We start from the raw sequence: 15,664 nt of genomic DNA on the forward strand, positions 1-15,664 counted from the left end.
ATGAAATGTCATCGACGGTATTATCCATCGCGGCGACGGGCATGGCGGCGCAGAGCCTCAATGTCGAGGTCATCGCCAACAATATTGCCAACATCAACACGGTCGGCTTTCGCGGCTCGCGTGCGGAATTCACCGATCTGATCTATCAGCCCGAGCGGCTGCCGGGCGTTTCGAGCCGCGGGCAGGATTCGGCGGTGCCGGAAGGCGCGATGGTCGGCCTCGGCGTCCGCACCGCCGCCGTACGCAATCTGCAAATCCAGGGCACAATGAACAGCACGGGAAATCCGCTCGATCTCGCGATCAGCGGGCGTGGCTGGTTTCAGGTGACGGCGCCGGATGGAACCCTGCTTTATACCCGCGCCGGCGATTTTTCGACCAATCAGAACGGGCAGATCGTTACGCAGGACGGCTATATCGTGAGCCCGGCGATGGTCGTACCGACAAATGCGCTGAGCGTGAACATCAATCAGACGGGCGTCGTCAGCGTCACGCTTTCCGGGCAGACGCAGCCGCAGCAGATCGGTCAGTTGTCGGTCGCGAATTTCGCCAACGAGGGCGGCCTTCTGCCGGTCGGCAACAATAACTTCGAGCAGACGGGGGCCTCCGGCCAGGCGGTCGCCGGCATTCCGGGCGACCCGGGTTTCGGCACGATCAATCAGGGCTTTCTCGAAGCCTCGAATGTCGATCCCGTGAAAGAGATCACCAATCTCATCAGCGCCCAGCGCGCCTATGAAATGAATTCGAAGGTCGTGCAGGCCGCCGATCAGATGGAGCAGACGCTCACCAAGAACATGGGGTGACGTATGAGCAGGCAACCGGGGCGGTTTTCCAGGCTGGGCGGGGTCGGGCGTCATGTGGCGCTGGCCGGGCTTCTTGCGCTTTTCGCGGTGCCGGCCTGCGCCGGCAATGTGCTGCCGGTTCCTGCGGTGACGATTTACCCTGGCGATATCATCAAGGAAAATGCGATCGTCGATCACGATTTCGGCGACGGCGGCCCGATGCGCGGGGCTGCGATCGACTCGCGCGCCGCGCTGATCGGCAAGGTCGCGCGGCATACTTTGCTCCCGGGCCTGGCGATTTCGTTCAATGCCATCGGCGAGCCCCGGCTTGTCGCCGACGGCCAGAAGGTCAGGGTTGTCTTCGAGCAGGACGGCCTGGTGATCGAAACCTATGCGGCCGCTTTGCAGGCGGGCGGGGACGGCGACGTCATCTCCGTCCGTAATCTCGATAGCGGACTGACGATATCAGGAACCGTGCAGGCGGATGGATCGGTGCGGGTGGGCGGCTGATGGTTCGTCTCGGCCTTGTTCTGGCTATTTGTCTGGCGGTCTTCGGCGCCCAGGCCGCGGTGCGCATCAAGGATATTTCATCGATCGAGGGCGTGCGCGATAACCAGCTTCTGGGCTATGGCCTTGTCGTCGGCTTGCAGAACACCGGCGATACGCTGCTCAATTCGACTTTCACCCAGCAGGCGTTACAATCCATGCTCGATCGCATGGGCATCAATGTCCGCGGCACAGCAATGCGCACGCGCAATGTCGCAGCCGTGCTCGTCACCGCCGACGTGCCGCCCTATGTCACGCCGGGCACACGCATTGACGTCACGGTTTCCTCTTTGGGCGATGCGACATCGTTGATGGGCGGCACCTTGGTCCTGACCTCGCTTAACGGCGTCGATGGTCAGACCTTTGCGATCGCCCAAGGCCAGGTCGCTGTTGCCGGTTATTCGGCCGAGGGGCAGGCCGAAAGCGTCACCGAAAATGTACCGACTGCGGGCCGAATCGCCAATGGCGCGCTCATGGAGCGACCCGTGCCTGGCGATCTGGCGGACCTCGGCCCGCTCACTTTTGAACTGAAGAATCCGGACTTCGCGACGGCGGCGCGGGTGGCGGACGCGATCAATGCGTTTTCGCAGGGCCGTTATGGCCGCGCCGTCGCCAGGCAGCGCGATCAGCGTTCGATCGATGTCGAACCGCCGCCGCAAGTCAACAAGGCCCGCTTCATCGGCGAGATTGGCGAGCTCGATGTGGAACCGGATATGCCGGCGCGTGTGGTGATGGACGCGCGTAGCGGCGCCGTGGTTATCAGCCAGGATGTGCAGATTTCGACGGTCGCGGTCACTTACGGCAATATCACCGTGCGCGTGACAGAGACGCCGCAGGTTTCCCAGCCGGCGCCCTTCTCGCATGGCCGTACGGTCGTCGTGCCGAATACGCAGATCAATGTCGATCAGCCGAACGCGACGATTGCCATCGTCCATGGCCCCAGCCTGCGTACTTTGGTCGCCGGCCTCAACCAGATCGGTCTCAAGCCGAGTGGCATCATCGCCATTCTCCAGGCGATCAAGGCAGCGGGCGCGCTGCAGGCCGATCTCGTCGTCGAATAAGTTTTCCAGCCAGCCCGGCACAAGCTTCTTCGCGCACTCTCGCCCGGCGCGTAAGACAGTCTTGCGGATCTGGAACATGCGGCACGTTTCATTCGCCCTTCTTTTCTGGTGCATCGGGATCGCGGCCGCGTTCGGGCAAACGCGGGCTACGGACGAAAGCGACTCGTCCACGCTGCAAGCCGCTGCCGCTCCGGCCGTTGCGCAGAAGCCCGTCGATCTGCACGTCGATACGCAAAAGCGTCAGGCCGAAGCCCGGATGCGGGCGGAAACGCGCGCACGCGCGGCGCGGGCGCTGCCGGAAGTGCGAATGTTTTGCACGAATAACGTTTCGACCGCCGGCGCGGCGCGGGTCGCCTGGGAGGCTGCGAAGCTTGAGGATCTCGACGCGCGTTTGCAGCAGCGAATCGCCGAGCTCGAAGCCAAACGCGCGGAATATGAAGACTGGCTGCACAAGCGCGACGAGGCGCTGAAGAAAGCGCGCGATGAGGTTGTCGCCATCTATTCAAAGATGGAGCCCGAGGCTGCGGCCAATGAGCTCGCGCAAATGGACGATGAGACGGCGGCCGCTGTGCTCAGCAAGCTCAATACCCGCAGCGCGAGTGCGATTCTCGGAGAGATGGACCCGACGCGCGCCGCGCACCTGACCGACGAAATGGTCGGCGCCAATCTCGGTGACGGAAAGAAATCCTGATGCGATTGCTGCTGCTCCTGATCGCACTGTTGCCGCTGGCCGGTTGTGCCGGCGATATCAAGGAAGTCGGGCGCGAGCCGTCGATGAGCGCCGTCGGTACGGGGCTCTCGGCGGATGTTGCGCCGATGCCGACGTCCATCTTTGCCGCAGACGCGCGCAATACGCGGGGGGCGATCTGGGACGGTAGCCATGCCGACATTTTCAGCGATCCGCGCGCCTCGAAAATCGGCGATGTCATCACCGTGAACATTGCGATCAACGACAGCGCGGTCTTCGGCAATTCGACCGATCGCAGCATGAATGGCGAGGTCAAGGGTGGCCTGAACTACCAGGTTCAGACCAGCAACGGCCAGACCCAGTGGTATCCGCAATATGACGTGACCTCTCAGTCCAACGCGCAGGGTCAAGGCTCGATCGACCGCTCGGAGAAGATTCAAATGTCGGTCGGCGCCGTCGTCACCGACGTTCTGCCGAATGGCAATTTGATCGTCAGTGGTTCGCAGGAAGTGCGCGTCAATTATGAGCTGCGCGTGTTGAATATCGCCGGGATCGTCCGGCCGCGCGACATCTCGAAGGAAAACACGATCGCGTATAACAAGATCGCCGAAGCGCGCATTTCCTACGGCGGCCGTGGCCGTATCATGGAAGTGCAGCAGCCCGGGTTCGGGCAGCAGATTTTCGATCGGTTTCGGCCGCTCTGACACGGGATATTTGGGCATGATCGATGGCTGAGGCCGACGAATTTGGCGGAGAGGCATCTGCGGCGATAAAGCTGCAGACGTTTCCGGCCCTGATTCCGTGGCTCGCGACCATGGCAGGGCTAAGTCTCTTTGCCATACTCGTCGGTGGAATGCTTGGCTTCGTCATGGTCTCGACTGTGCGCAGCAGCGCACGCAACGCAGCGGATCCGGCGGTTGCTCCTGCTACGAAGCTCATCGATTTGCCGCCCATCGTCACCAATCTCGCCGATCCGTCCAATACCTGGGTGCGCCTGCAGACCGCGATCGTCGTCGATGCAAACCCGGATGTGAAGCCGGACGTGCTCGCCGCCGAAATCTCGGACGACCTTCTCGGATTCATGAAGACCGAATCGCTTGCCCAGATCGGCGGCGCGAGCGGCCTTCAGCATTTGCGCGAGGATTTGACCGAGCGCGCGGTGATCCGCTCGCAAGGGCATGTTCGGGAGCTGATCATTCAAACCCTGGTGGTGCAGTGAAGCGCTTGCTGTTTGCTCTGGCCCTGCTGCTCGTCTCGACAGCCGCCGCAATGGCTCAAACGCCGGACCTCAACGCGCTGCTCCCGCAGGGCGGCGGCAGCGCCGCCGCGCGGATCATCCAGCTCGTCGCGCTGCTGACGGTGCTCTCGGTTGCGCCGGGCCTGCTGATCATGGTCACGAGCTTCACGCGCTTCATTGTCGCGCTATCCTTCCTTCGCTCGGGTCTGGGCCTGCAGAGTACCCCGGCGAATCTGGTTTTGATCAGTCTGGCGCTGTTCATGACCTTTTATGTTATGGCGCCGACGTTCGATCGCGCCTGGCAGGACGGCGTCCAGCCGTTGATGGACAACAAGATCACCGAGCAGGTTGCGTTTCCAAAAATTATAGAGCCATTCCGCGTATTCATGATGCGGCAGGTGCGCGACAAGGATCTGAAGCTGTTTGAAGACCTCGCGCCGCCGGATATCAAGCCGGCGCCGGACGCCAAGCCGGCGTCCGAGGTCGAAATCCGCATTCTCATTCCCGCCTTCATGATCTCGGAACTGCGGCGCGGCTTCGAGATGGGATTTCTGATCGCTCTGCCGTTCCTCGTTATCGACGTGGTCGTTTCGACGCTGACGATGTCGATGGGCATGATGATGCTGCCGCCCTCGGTCATCTCGCTGCCGATCAAGGTCCTCTTCTTCGTTCTCATCGACGGCTGGAACATGCTGATCGGCAGTCTGGTGCGATCCTACAGCTAGCGGCGTGCCATTGCAGACAAAGGTGAAGACTATGGCAGGATCGATCATTTTCGCGGGCTGTGTGAGGGATTGCGCGCCGCATCTGCAGCAGGTGCTGGCGAATTGCGCCCGCCTCGCGACGACGACCGAGAAAGCCTTTTTCCTGTTCGCGGAAAACGATTCGGTTGATGTCACCAAGGCGATCCTCGCAAATTGGTGCGAAGGGCGCGTCAATGCGCGTATCCTGTGCTTCGACGGGCTTCACGCGCGTCTTCCCAAGCGCACGGAGCGCATCGCCTTTCTTCGCAATCAGATATTGGACTCCATCCGGGAGCAGGGCCTCACGGACTATGACGCCTTGTGCATATTGGACTTCGACGAGGTGAATGTCGGCGTCATCTCACCCGAAGGTTTCAGGGCGGCGGTGGAATTTCTGCTTTCCGCGCCGGAGAACGCCGGCGTCTTCGCCGTTTCCGACCCAATCTATTACGACATCTACGCGCTGCGGCACGAGCACTGGAGTCCCGGCGATTGCTGGAAAGCGGTTCGCGCCGCGCCCGAGGAGCGCAGGGCCGAAGTCTTCCAAAGCCTTATCTGCGACCGGCAGGTGCCGATCGCGAAGACCGCGGCGCCGATCGCGGTCGATTCGGCTTTCGGCGGCCTGGGGCTTTACCGGCTCGCCTATGCCCTGGAGGCGAGCTATCTCGGCCTCGATTCCGATGGCGAGGAAACCTGCGAGCACGTGAGCTTCAATGCCGATATCCGGCAGCGCGGCGGCCAGCTCCACATTTTTCCGCGGCTGAGAAACAGCACGCCCTGGCAGCATTGCCTCAACGGCCGCGCGCAGAAAACCATTCGGCTCGGTAATGGCCCGCTGCAAATGGAATTGATCGCACCGCAATCGCATCAGCTCGATCAGTATTTGAGCAGCTATCCGCTTTACGACCGGCGTCTGCCTCTGCTTCTGACCGTTTTCAATCAGGTCGTCGGTGCGGCCACCGTCCTCGATATCGGCGCCAACATTCTCGACACGATCGCCTTGATGCGGCTCAGCGGCGTCCAACTGACGAAATCCATTTCCGTCGACGCCGCGCTCGAATTCTATAAATATGCCGAGTTCAATGCGGCGCGAAATCCCGCCCTCGGCGCGACCAGCGAGATTGTCTGGGGCTTTGTCGGCGCCGAGGAGGATCGCGGCAATATCGCCGCCGTTAACGGCACCGGCAATGTGCGGGAGCTGCGGCATCGCGGGCAGTTGCAGGCTTTGCTGGAGCCGCGCCGCGTGACGTTTGCCGATCTCGCGCCGGATGGCGTCGATCTCGTCAAGACCGATGTCGACGGCTACGATCATGTGGTGATCCGCCAGAATCTCGCCTGGCTCAAGCGTTGGAAGCCGATGCTCTGGGTCGAAGCGCAGATCGAGGACGGCGTCGACATTTCCGCCTGGAGCGGCAATCTGCTCGCGCTGTCCGAGGATTTTCCCTATGTCGCCGCTTTCGACAATTTCGGTTTCTGCCTCTGCGCCGGCACGATGATCGACAAATGGAACACCGTCCTCGAGCTGATCTCCATTGGCGCGCGTTACAAGGCGCACGAAGTGAGCGCCGGCCGGCCGCGGTTCTATTATCTCGATATCCTGTTCGTTCCGCAGCGACTCGCGGAAGTCTTTCAGGAATTCGTCGGCGCGTTGCCGGAAATGAAGTTTACGAAGCAGACGCCTGTTCCGGTGAGGGAATATCATGCCAAGGCCGGCTGATCGCGGCATCGCCGTCGTCATCCCCTCGCGCCTCGCGGGCACGGCGCGCAAGCTTTTCGTCGAACAGGCGATCGGGGCGGCGAGCGAGCAGGCGATTCCACGCGGCATCCGTCTCGCTTTTTTCATCGGCATCGATCTCGACGCGCAGATTCCATCCTCGCTTGGCGCGCGTCCGGATGTGACCTTCGCACGTAGCACCGGGCGCGGTCAGGCGGCCGCCATCAACGCCGCCGCAAATGCAGCGGCAGCGCAAAATCACGATTTCATCGCCTTGCTCGAAGACGATGATCAATGGGAGCCGAACTTTCTCGCCTGGGCGCTTGGCTGTCTTGAGACCTGCGATTTCGTCTCATCGAATCAGCTTGAGGTCGACGCCGAGGAGCGCTGCGTCCGGGTCAATGATTTTCCGACCCCTTCGGGCTGGATCATGGCGGCAGATCTCTGGCGCAAGGTGGGGCCATTCGACGAATCGCTGCGCTGGCACGTGGACAATGATTGGCTTGGCCGGCTCGCTTTGAGCGGCGCGCGAAGGGTCCATCTCGTCGAAGCGACGGCGCCGATAAATCTGCCGAGCTGCGCGCAGGTTCGTCCCTGGATCGCCAATGTCCTCACGCAGGGTGGCCCGACGAGTACGGTCCGGCGGCATCTGTCCTCCCGGCCCCTGGTGCGCCGCACCGTGCATCAAGGCTCGGGCATGCATCAAATCGCATGCAATCCGCTGGCGGCGGCGGAAAGTCAGAGCGAGTATCGTCAGCTGATTGCCCGCTATGGGCGAATTCCCTGGTAGCGTCGTCACGAAGGTGCGCTGCTTAAGTTTCGGGAAAGGTTTTCTCGTTAGTTTTGCCCCCACGGCAGGTTGGGAGTTGCAACCCAAAGGCATCAGGCCGCCCTGTCGTACCGGTAAATCCGGTATGTCCCGCAAGATTTGGCCAACACAAGGGACATACATCAATGTCAAGTGATCTTCTTACAAACACGTCTGCTATGACGGCGCTTCTCGCGCTCAATCAGACTCAGCAGACCCTCAATACCTACGAAAATCAGGTTTCGACCGGCTTGGCGATCTCTGGCGCCAAGGACAATGCCGCTTATTGGTCCATCGCCACGACGATGAACACGCAGGTCGGCGCTCTCGGCGCTGTCTCGAGCTCGCTTTCGGAAAGCGCCTCGATGCTGTCGACGATGACCGCGGCGCTGAACCAGACAATCTCGATCGTGGATAACCTCCAGAACGATCTTCTGACCGCTCAGGATCTCGTTGCGAAGGGCGATACGACCGATCTGGCAAAAACCCAGGACGACATCGCTCAACAGCAGCAATTGCTTCTCAGCATCGGCAGCTCGTCGAACGTCAACGGCGTCAACTTCCTCGAAGCCACCGCCGGCGCGACGGTTCAATTGCTCTCGTCCTATGACACCAAGGCGGGCGCGAGCTTCATCACGATCGATACGGGTACGACGACTGCTCTTTTCAATACCGCTTCTACCGGAGCGACGACGGGTATTCTCGGCGCCAAGGGTGCCGCTTATACAGCCTCTTCGATCCTGACCCTGGATGTCACCGCCGCCGGCGTCACCTCCGGCGACATCGGCAACATGCTCACGGACGTGCAGACGGCTCTGAGCAAGATCACCGCCGCGGCCAGCAATGTTGGCGCGGACCAGAACAATGTCACCGCTCAGCAGACCTTCATCTCGAACCTCACGGATTCGCTGTCGGCTGCGGTCGGTTCTCTGGTCGACGCGGACATGAACCAGGCCTCGACGAAGATTTCGGCTCTGCAGGTTCAGCAGCAGCTCGGTGTCCAGGCGTTGGCGATTGCCAATTCCAACACCCAGCTCATCCTGAAGCTCTTCGGCCAATAATCGTCTCGTAGACTTCTTTCGCGATATCGGCCGCGCCATTTCGATGGCGCGGCCTTTTTCGTTCCGGGCAATCTCCGCGCAAGCTTGGCACCGCACATTGCGTTGAAGCGGGAGCGGAGGCGGGGATGGCGGCGCTCGATCAGGCGAAGCGCGTCTGGGAAAATCTTCTTAAGCTCGGGACGCGGCGGCTCATCGGCCTTGGCGTGACTGGCTTGGCTATTTTTCTGGTCACGGGTCTTGCCGGCTATTATCTCAGCCGCCCGACGCAGGAGCTGCTCTACAGCGGTCTTGATCGCGATGACGTGAGCCGCATCGCTTCGGCGCTGAAGGAAGCCAATATCGATTTCGATGTCAGCGCCGACAGCACCGCGGTCTATGTACGCTTCGGGCAGACGGCACAGGCGCGCATGCTGCTGGCGGAAAAGGGCCTGCCTAACAGCCCCAATGCCGGCAACGAACTCTTCGATAAGCTAGGTTCGCTCGGGCTTACCTCCTTCATGCAGGAGGTGACGCGGGCTCGCGCGCTGGAGGGCGAACTCGCGCGCACGATTCAATTGATGAGCGCGGTCAAGGCCGCGCGGGTTCATCTGGTTCTGCCCGACGATGGGTCTTTCCGCCGCGAAAGCGAGCCGCCGTCGGCTTCGGTCGTCGTGCGCACCGAGATCCCGGACGACGTTTCGGTTGCCAAAGCCATTCGCCATCTCGTCGCCGCAGCCGTTCCGGGCATGAAGCCGAATGAAGTGACCGTACTCGACACAGATGGAATGCTGCTCGCCTCGGGCGATGATTCCGGCGAGACCGGGGCGGGCCAGATGCTCTCGCTCGAAAAGACATTCTCCAAGGAAATTCAAGACAATATCAGCCGGACTTTAATTCCCTTCTTCGGCCTCAACAATTTTCAGATCAGTGTCTCCACCCGAATCAATACCGACAAGAAGGAAACGCAGGAGACGGTCTACGATCCGGAATCGCGGGTCGAGCGGTCGGTTCGCGTCGTCAGGTCGAACGAAACCTCGCAGAATTCGACCAACCAGTCGCCGACCACGGTGACGCAAAACCTGCCGCCGGCAAAAACGGAAGCCGACGGCGGCAAGCAGTCGGCCGAGGAGAATCAGAAGCGCGAGGAGACGACCAACTACGAAGTCTCGTCCAAGACGATTCAGACGATCAGCGGCGGCTTCGAGGTCGAGCACATTTCCGTAGCGGTTCTGGTCAATCGCGCGAGCCTCGCCGCCGCGATCGGCGGCACGCCGACACCGGAGGCGATCGCCAGGCAACTCGCCGATTTGCAGCAAATCATCGCCTCCGCAGCGGGCGCGAACCAATCGCGCGGCGATATGATCAAGGTATCGGCGGTCGAATTTGTCGACACCGGCCGCGATCTCGCCCCGGTGCCGCCGCCCGGCTGGCAGGAATTGCTGGCGCGCCAGTCCGGCACGGCCATCAACGCCGGCGTGATTCTCCTCGTCGCCTTGCTGACGATCTGGTTCGGCGTGCGGCCGGCGATCAGGGCTTTCTCGGCTCCGCCGCAACTCGCCCTCGCGGACCCGGCGGGCTATCTTGGAGCGGACAGTATCGATCTGTCCGAACCCAGCCTGTCGATGCCGGAAGGCATGGCGGCCTTCCCAACGCTGTCGAATGAGCCGAATCTGATCGGGGATGTCGCCGACAGCGCCAAGCGCACGCCGATGAAGCGGCTTGAACAAATCGTCGAGTTCGATGAGCAGCAGGCGGTCAATATCCTGAAGCTCTGGATGCGCCAGAGGAGCCCGGTCTGATGGCGCGGCCGGTCGCGGATTATCTCGTCGAAATAGGTCCGCTCGGGGATATTGCGCCGCCGCTTGCGCTCTTCCTGCCGGAGACCGAGATCACGCCGATATGGCCGGAAGAGCCGGAAGAAAATCCGCAGGTTGCAATTGACGCTGCCCGCGAAGAGGGACGCGCCGAAGGGCTTGCGGATGCGCAAGCAAACTTCGCCGCGGAACTGGCGCAGGCGCGCGAGGGCTTCGCGACAGAGCTCAAAGAGGCGCGGCAACAATGGGCAAATGCGGAGGGCGAGCGCCTGCGCGAACAGCTCGTGGCCGGTCTCGCCGCGATGGAAGAGCGGCTCTCCGAAAGCGTCGCGCGAGTCCTGCGGCCATTCATCCTCGCCGCGCTCCGTCGCCGGATGACCGAAAAACTGGTCGAGAACGTCCGCACGATCGTCGGCAGCGCCGACAAGATGAAAATCAGGATCGCCGGTTCCGAGGATATCGTCGCGGCTTTGCGCGATGAGCTTCAGACCGTTCCGGCGGCGATTGAATATGTCGTGCAGGCTGGCTTGGACGTCAGCGTCTCCGCCGAGCCGACGTCGATCGAGACGCAGCTCAAGGCCTGGACGGATTTGATCGGCAACGAGGAATAAGGTGCGTGGCTGAATCCGAAAAACATGAAATCCTCATCATCAAGCGCACGCGTGAGAGCTCGCATGAGCCGCATGGCGGCGCCTGGAAGATCGCCTTCGCCGATTTCATGACCGCCATGATGGCGCTGTTTCTCGTTCTTTGGCTCGTCAACGCAACAAATCAAAAAACCAAGGCCTCGCTGGCGCGTTACTTCAATCCGGTCGATCTCGTCGATATGTCGACGCTCAAGCGCGGTGTCCACGATCCGACGATGGGTCCGGGGACGGATGGCATCGCCAATGGCGCGGCCTTCCCGAAATCGGTCAAGGATGCGGTCAGGAAGAACGGCAGCCTGGCCGGGACGTCCGATGGCGCCGCAGGGCCGCGCGACGTGCAGTCGGAGGACCACGGGCCCCAGACGGCCGAGCCGCCGCCGACCCATTCCGAGGAGGCGCTGTTTCGCGACCCCTATGCCGTACTCGCTGAAATAGCGGCGGGCAGCGGCTCGAGCGCGCAGGCCGCGACGGATGAGCATCTCGCCCCATCTCCCGACAACGATGGCAGCGGCACGGCGGCGGACGTCTATAGCGATCCGTTCAAAGCGGACGGCGGCAAGGCCGATGAGCCTGCGCCGGCCAATCCGCCCGCGGCCAACCCATCCGCGGCCAGTTTAGCCGCTTCTCAGCCGGCCGGCGCCCCGCAGCCCGTTGTGCCGCCGCAGCCCGCGCCGGCACGCGATAAAGCGCAGACGCAGCAAGTGCAGCCGACCGACAACGCGCAAACCCTCGCGCAGACTTTGCAGAAACAGATTGCCGACCTCGTCGCGGCCTCTGGAAAGGATGCAGCGGCGCCGGCGATCGAGGTGAAGGCCACCGACGAAGGGATTTTGATCAGCCTGACCGACAAAAGCAATTTCGCCATGTTCGCCATCGGCTCAGCCGAACCGCAGCGCAAGACCGTGCACGTGATGGAGAAGATCGCCGAAGTTCTCAAGAAGCAGCCGGGCGACATCATCATCGGCGGGTACACCGATGCGCGCCCCTATCATTCCGGCACCTACGACAATTGGCGGCTTTCGACGGACCGCGCGCAGATGGCCTATTACATGCTCACGCGCGGCGGCGTGGATGGAAAGCGTATCCTGCGGATCGAGGGCTATGCCGACCGGCGGCCGAAGGTTCCGAGCCGGCCGCTCGCCGACGAAAACCGGCGCATCGAGATCTTCCTGAAAGCGAAGAAGTCATGAGACTGCGCGCCTTCGCCCTCGCGTTGTCGGCACTGGCTATCGCCTCCGGGCTGGCTTCGGCGGCCACGAAGCCACCTTATCAACTCGTGCGCTCCCTGCATGCGCTGCAGGATCAGATTGTTCTGGGCAATAGCGCGGCGCGTGCTGCCATTCCCGGCCTGTCGGCGGAGCTGGCGGGGCGTCTGCTCTCCTACAATCCTTCCGTCTGGCGCGAACCGCGCAATGTCAACGCGGTCGTCACTTACGTGCTCAGCGGCGGCGCGCCGCGCGTGGCGCAGAAGGTTCTCGCCAGCGGCAATTGCCCGCCCGAGGACAAGAATCTTCTCGAAGGCGCGTTGGCCTATTCCGAAGGGCACGAAGCGCGTGCGCGGGATTTGCTCGGGGACATCGATCCGCGCGCACTCGATCCGATCGTCGGCGCCCACATCGCCCTGGTGCAGGCGGGGCTCGCGGCTGAAAAAAGCCCGCAGAAGGCCGTGGCGCTCCTCGATCTCGCCCGCATCCTCGCGCCGGGGACCCTGGTCGAGGAGGCCGCCCTGCGGCGTGAAATCTTCCTCGTCAACGCGACCGGGGATTTCGAGCGTTTCATGAGCCTCTCGGGCGAATATATCCGGCGGTTCAATAAATCGACTTACGCCGATAATTTCCGCGAACATTTCTCCTATGCCGTGGCACGGATCAATATATCGGGCGACTCGGTGCAATTGCAGCAGATCGACGATGTTCTGAGCGGCCTCGATTCCGCCGATCAATTGGGTATCTATCTGATGATCGCGCGGGCCTCGGTTCTTGCCGGGAGAATTGCGGTGGCGCAGTTCGCAGCAACCAGAGCCGAAAGTTTCGCGGCGTCCGATTCGGCGGAAATTTGTCGCGCGAAGCTCTACGAAGGCGCTGCCGAAGTCTTCACGCCCGATTATAGGCGTGGCGAAAGCTTGCTCAATTCCGTGGATGCCAGCCACCTCTCGCGCGAGGAGGGCACGCTGCGCGACGCTGCGCTGTCTGTTTCCCGCCAGATTCATGAATGGCCGCGGGCCGCTGCCCCGTCCGTGCCGAGCCTTGCGGCGGAATCCGCGCCGCAGGCGCTCGAGACGGCGATAAGCGAAGGCGCCTCGACGATCGATGCGGCGCAGAAGGCGCTCGCCGACGCCGACGATATCGACAAAACGGAGACGCCATGAACAACGTCAGCGGGTTCTCCGGCGCTCTCGTCACTTCCAATCCTCTTGCTGCCTCCGAGCCGAAGACGGGCGGCGATTCATCGGCCAAGCCGAAGGGACAGTCCTTCGAGACATTGCTGACAGGGCTGAGCCAGCAGAGCGAAACGCCGGCGAATTCGCCTTCGAGCGTGGATGCGCTCACCGGGCAGGGTGGGGCACGCAGTCCCTCGCTTCATTCGAATGCGCTCACACTCCTGACGCAGGCCGTTACACCCCCGACATCGCGGACGACGGCTGGCGCGCAAGCCTCGGGGAAGGCCACGGGGCAAAACCAGGCCGCAGTCCTCAGCACGAATATGTCCGCGGAGTCCCCGGTCGCTGCTGCTACGACGGTTCCAGGTACGGCGGGGCGCGGTGCGCCGTCGCGGGACACCACCGCGTCAACGCCGACGAGCGACCGTGCGCCGGAGCAGAAGGCCGCGAGTATTACACGCGACGTGACGCCGGCATCCAGGTCGCAATCCTCCACTGCACAAACGCAATCCACCAGCGCCCAAAGGCAGCCGTCGAATACCGCTTCGATCAACGTAAGCGCGTCGCAACCAATATCTGCGGCGAACGATGCTGCGAGTACTGCATCCGTTGAAGTTGCGTCGTCCGCAGCCGCGACATCGGTGTCGCAAAAATCTCCGGAGAGCGGGCAATCCTCCAGCACGCGGGAGCGCCGGCACAGCGCGGAGCACGCTTCGTCGCAGACTCAGCCGCAACCGGCGACGAATGTGACCGCCGGCGCTCTCCTCGCTGCGACGGCGAATGTCCCGCCCGCCAGCGTGCAACAGGCCGTAACAGCCGATTCGGGATCGCTTTCGGACACAGGCGACAATGACGTTCCTGGCGGCGGCGCATCTTCGCTCACGGACGAAACGGCCGTCACCAAGATCGCGCTCACCTCGCACGGCGCGACAAGCAAATCGGATTCGACCGAGGACAGCACGCCCATCAAGGTCGATGTCGTTTCGCAAGCGACATATTTTGCGCCGGTAGCGTCGCTCTCGCCGGCGCAGCAAATCGCCAATGCGGTGGCGCCGCTTGTGACATCGTCGGACGCGGCCACGCAGGATTCATCCACCACGTCGTCAGTCCGAGCCGCCACGCCGGTCACGGACATCGGCGCGATGCTTGCGGCAGCGCAGCCATCCTTGTCGGCGGTCAAAACCCTGGATTTGCAAATCGAGCCGCCGGATCTTGGCACGGTGAATGTGAAGATCAGTCTGTCCGACGGCGGCCTTCAGGTCGAAGTTCAGGCGAGCCAGAGCACGACCCGCGATCTCCTTGAAAAAGACAAGCAGGAACTCACCGATCGGCTGGCCGATACCGGCTACACCGTTACCAGCGTCGACATCAGCCTCGCGGCATCGTCAAGCACGGCCAACAGTTTTGCCGATCAGGGCGCCGCCGGCCAGAATTTATCCGGCCAGACCTCCGAAGGCGGTAGCCAAGGTTATGGCGGGTCGCAGGCTCAAGACGGCGGCGCCAACAATTCTCCCCAACGTCAGTCGCAACGGCAGAGCGGCAATGAAACCTATGAGACGGCACGGTCTGCACCTCGGCGCCCTGCTGGCGCTGGCCTTTATATATAGCGGCGCCCAAGGCGCACCCCAGCCGCTCGTGTGTGAGCGCGAAATGACCCGCGCCGCGGCCAAATATGGGGTGCCGCTCGGCGTGCTTTATGCTGTCGGCCTGACAGAGACCGGCCGTCGCGGGACGCTTAGTCCCTATGCGCTCAACATCGAGGGGCCGTCCGTATTCCCGCAGACGTCGGAGGAAGCACTTCAGCGATTCTACGAAGCGCAGCAGCGCGGCGCCAGGCTCATCGACATCGGCTGTATGCAGATCAACCATTATTACCACGGCAGCCATTTCAGCTCGGTTGCAGAAATGTTCGATCCACACGCCAATGTCGATTACGCCGCGCGATTTTTGCGCGATCTGAAAGCGCAGGAGGGAAGCTGGACTCTCGCGGCGGCGCGCTATCACGCCGGCCCGGACAATAACCCGGCGCAGAAGCAATATGTCTGCGAAGTCATCAGCAACATGGTCGCCAGCGGTTTCGGTCAATGGACAGATTCGGCGCGCGCCTTCTGCCGCTGATGTGATGGCGAGTTGTGACGACGCCTTGCACGCAACGGCGTTGAGTCATTTCAACCACATATACATCCAAAGTGAATCTGGCCCTGTCA

General features: G+C 62.2%; 16 protein-coding genes. All 16 read left to right on the forward strand.

Features of this window, described 5'->3' with window-relative positions; all coding sequences use genetic code 11:
- The first annotated feature begins 5 nt into the window (after positions 1–5).
- Positions 6–800: a flagellar basal-body rod protein FlgG gene (gene flgG, locus CWB41_RS10955; protein ID WP_115836690.1), complete on the forward strand. Its 795-nt coding sequence runs from the start codon at positions 6–8 to the stop codon at positions 798–800.
- A 3-nt stretch (positions 801–803) separates the two neighbouring features.
- Positions 804–1,289: a flagellar basal body P-ring formation chaperone FlgA gene (gene flgA, locus CWB41_RS10960; protein WP_115836689.1), complete on the forward strand. Its 486-nt coding sequence runs from the start codon at positions 804–806 to the stop codon at positions 1,287–1,289.
- Positions 1,289–2,386 (forward strand): flagellar basal body P-ring protein FlgI, encoded by a 1,098-nt coding sequence (gene flgI, locus CWB41_RS10965; protein ID WP_115836688.1) that lies wholly within the window; start codon positions 1,289–1,291, stop codon positions 2,384–2,386. Before flgA ends, flgI begins: the two co-directional genes overlap by 1 nt.
- Before the next feature lie 76 nt (positions 2,387–2,462).
- Entirely contained in the window at positions 2,463–3,077 is a 615-nt protein-coding gene (locus CWB41_RS10970) for a MotE family protein (protein ID WP_115837091.1), read from the forward strand.
- Entirely contained in the window at positions 3,077–3,778 is a 702-nt protein-coding gene (flgH, locus tag CWB41_RS10975) for a flagellar basal body L-ring protein FlgH (protein ID WP_115836687.1), read from the forward strand. The genes CWB41_RS10970 and flgH overlap by 1 nt, the downstream gene beginning before the upstream one ends.
- Positions 3,779–3,801: 23 nt before the next feature.
- Positions 3,802–4,293, forward strand: a complete 492-nt coding sequence (locus CWB41_RS10980; protein WP_115836686.1) for a flagellar basal body-associated FliL family protein — start codon at positions 3,802–3,804, stop codon at positions 4,291–4,293.
- Positions 4,290–5,036 carry a flagellar type III secretion system pore protein FliP gene (fliP, locus tag CWB41_RS10985; RefSeq protein ID WP_425373457.1) on the forward strand — a complete coding sequence of 249 codons (747 nt, stop codon included), beginning with the start codon at positions 4,290–4,292 and terminating at the stop codon, positions 5,034–5,036. The genes CWB41_RS10980 and fliP overlap by 4 nt, the downstream gene beginning before the upstream one ends.
- A 31-nt stretch (positions 5,037–5,067) precedes the next feature.
- Entirely contained in the window at positions 5,068–6,771 is a 1,704-nt protein-coding gene (locus CWB41_RS10990; protein ID WP_115836685.1) for a hypothetical protein, read from the forward strand.
- Positions 6,755–7,558, forward strand: coding sequence for a glycosyltransferase family protein (locus CWB41_RS10995; RefSeq protein WP_115836684.1), 804 nt, complete (start codon positions 6,755–6,757; stop codon positions 7,556–7,558). Before CWB41_RS10990 ends, CWB41_RS10995 begins: the two co-directional genes overlap by 17 nt.
- A gap of 197 nt (positions 7,559–7,755) precedes the next feature.
- Positions 7,756–8,637, forward strand: a complete 882-nt coding sequence (locus CWB41_RS11000) for a flagellin N-terminal helical domain-containing protein (protein WP_245411282.1) — start codon at positions 7,756–7,758, stop codon at positions 8,635–8,637.
- Positions 8,638–8,762: 125 nt separating this feature from the next.
- Positions 8,763–10,415 (forward strand): flagellar basal-body MS-ring/collar protein FliF, encoded by a 1,653-nt coding sequence (gene fliF / locus CWB41_RS11005; protein WP_115836682.1) that lies wholly within the window; start codon positions 8,763–8,765, stop codon positions 10,413–10,415.
- Positions 10,415–11,041 (forward strand): FliH/SctL family protein, encoded by a 627-nt coding sequence (locus tag CWB41_RS11010; protein WP_115836681.1) that lies wholly within the window; start codon positions 10,415–10,417, stop codon positions 11,039–11,041. The genes fliF and CWB41_RS11010 overlap by 1 nt, the downstream gene beginning before the upstream one ends.
- A 5-nt stretch (positions 11,042–11,046) precedes the next feature.
- Entirely contained in the window at positions 11,047–12,267 is a 1,221-nt protein-coding gene (locus CWB41_RS11015) for a flagellar motor protein MotB (protein WP_245411281.1), read from the forward strand.
- Positions 12,264–13,445, forward strand: a complete 1,182-nt coding sequence (locus tag CWB41_RS16195; RefSeq protein ID WP_165204273.1) for a chemotaxis protein MotC — start codon at positions 12,264–12,266, stop codon at positions 13,443–13,445. The genes CWB41_RS11015 and CWB41_RS16195 overlap by 4 nt, the downstream gene beginning before the upstream one ends.
- Positions 13,442–15,064: a flagellar hook-length control protein FliK gene (locus CWB41_RS11020; protein ID WP_165204276.1), complete on the forward strand. Its 1,623-nt coding sequence runs from the start codon at positions 13,442–13,444 to the stop codon at positions 15,062–15,064. The genes CWB41_RS16195 and CWB41_RS11020 overlap by 4 nt, the downstream gene beginning before the upstream one ends.
- Positions 15,009–15,575, forward strand: coding sequence for a transglycosylase SLT domain-containing protein (locus tag CWB41_RS11025; RefSeq protein ID WP_245411311.1), 567 nt, complete (start codon positions 15,009–15,011; stop codon positions 15,573–15,575). Before CWB41_RS11020 ends, CWB41_RS11025 begins: the two co-directional genes overlap by 56 nt.
- The last annotated feature ends 89 nt before the right edge of the window (positions 15,576–15,664 follow it).

Origin of the sequence: Methylovirgula ligni, from assembly GCF_004135935.1 — a bacterium.
Taxonomy (GTDB): domain Bacteria; phylum Pseudomonadota; class Alphaproteobacteria; order Rhizobiales; family Beijerinckiaceae; genus Methylovirgula; species Methylovirgula ligni.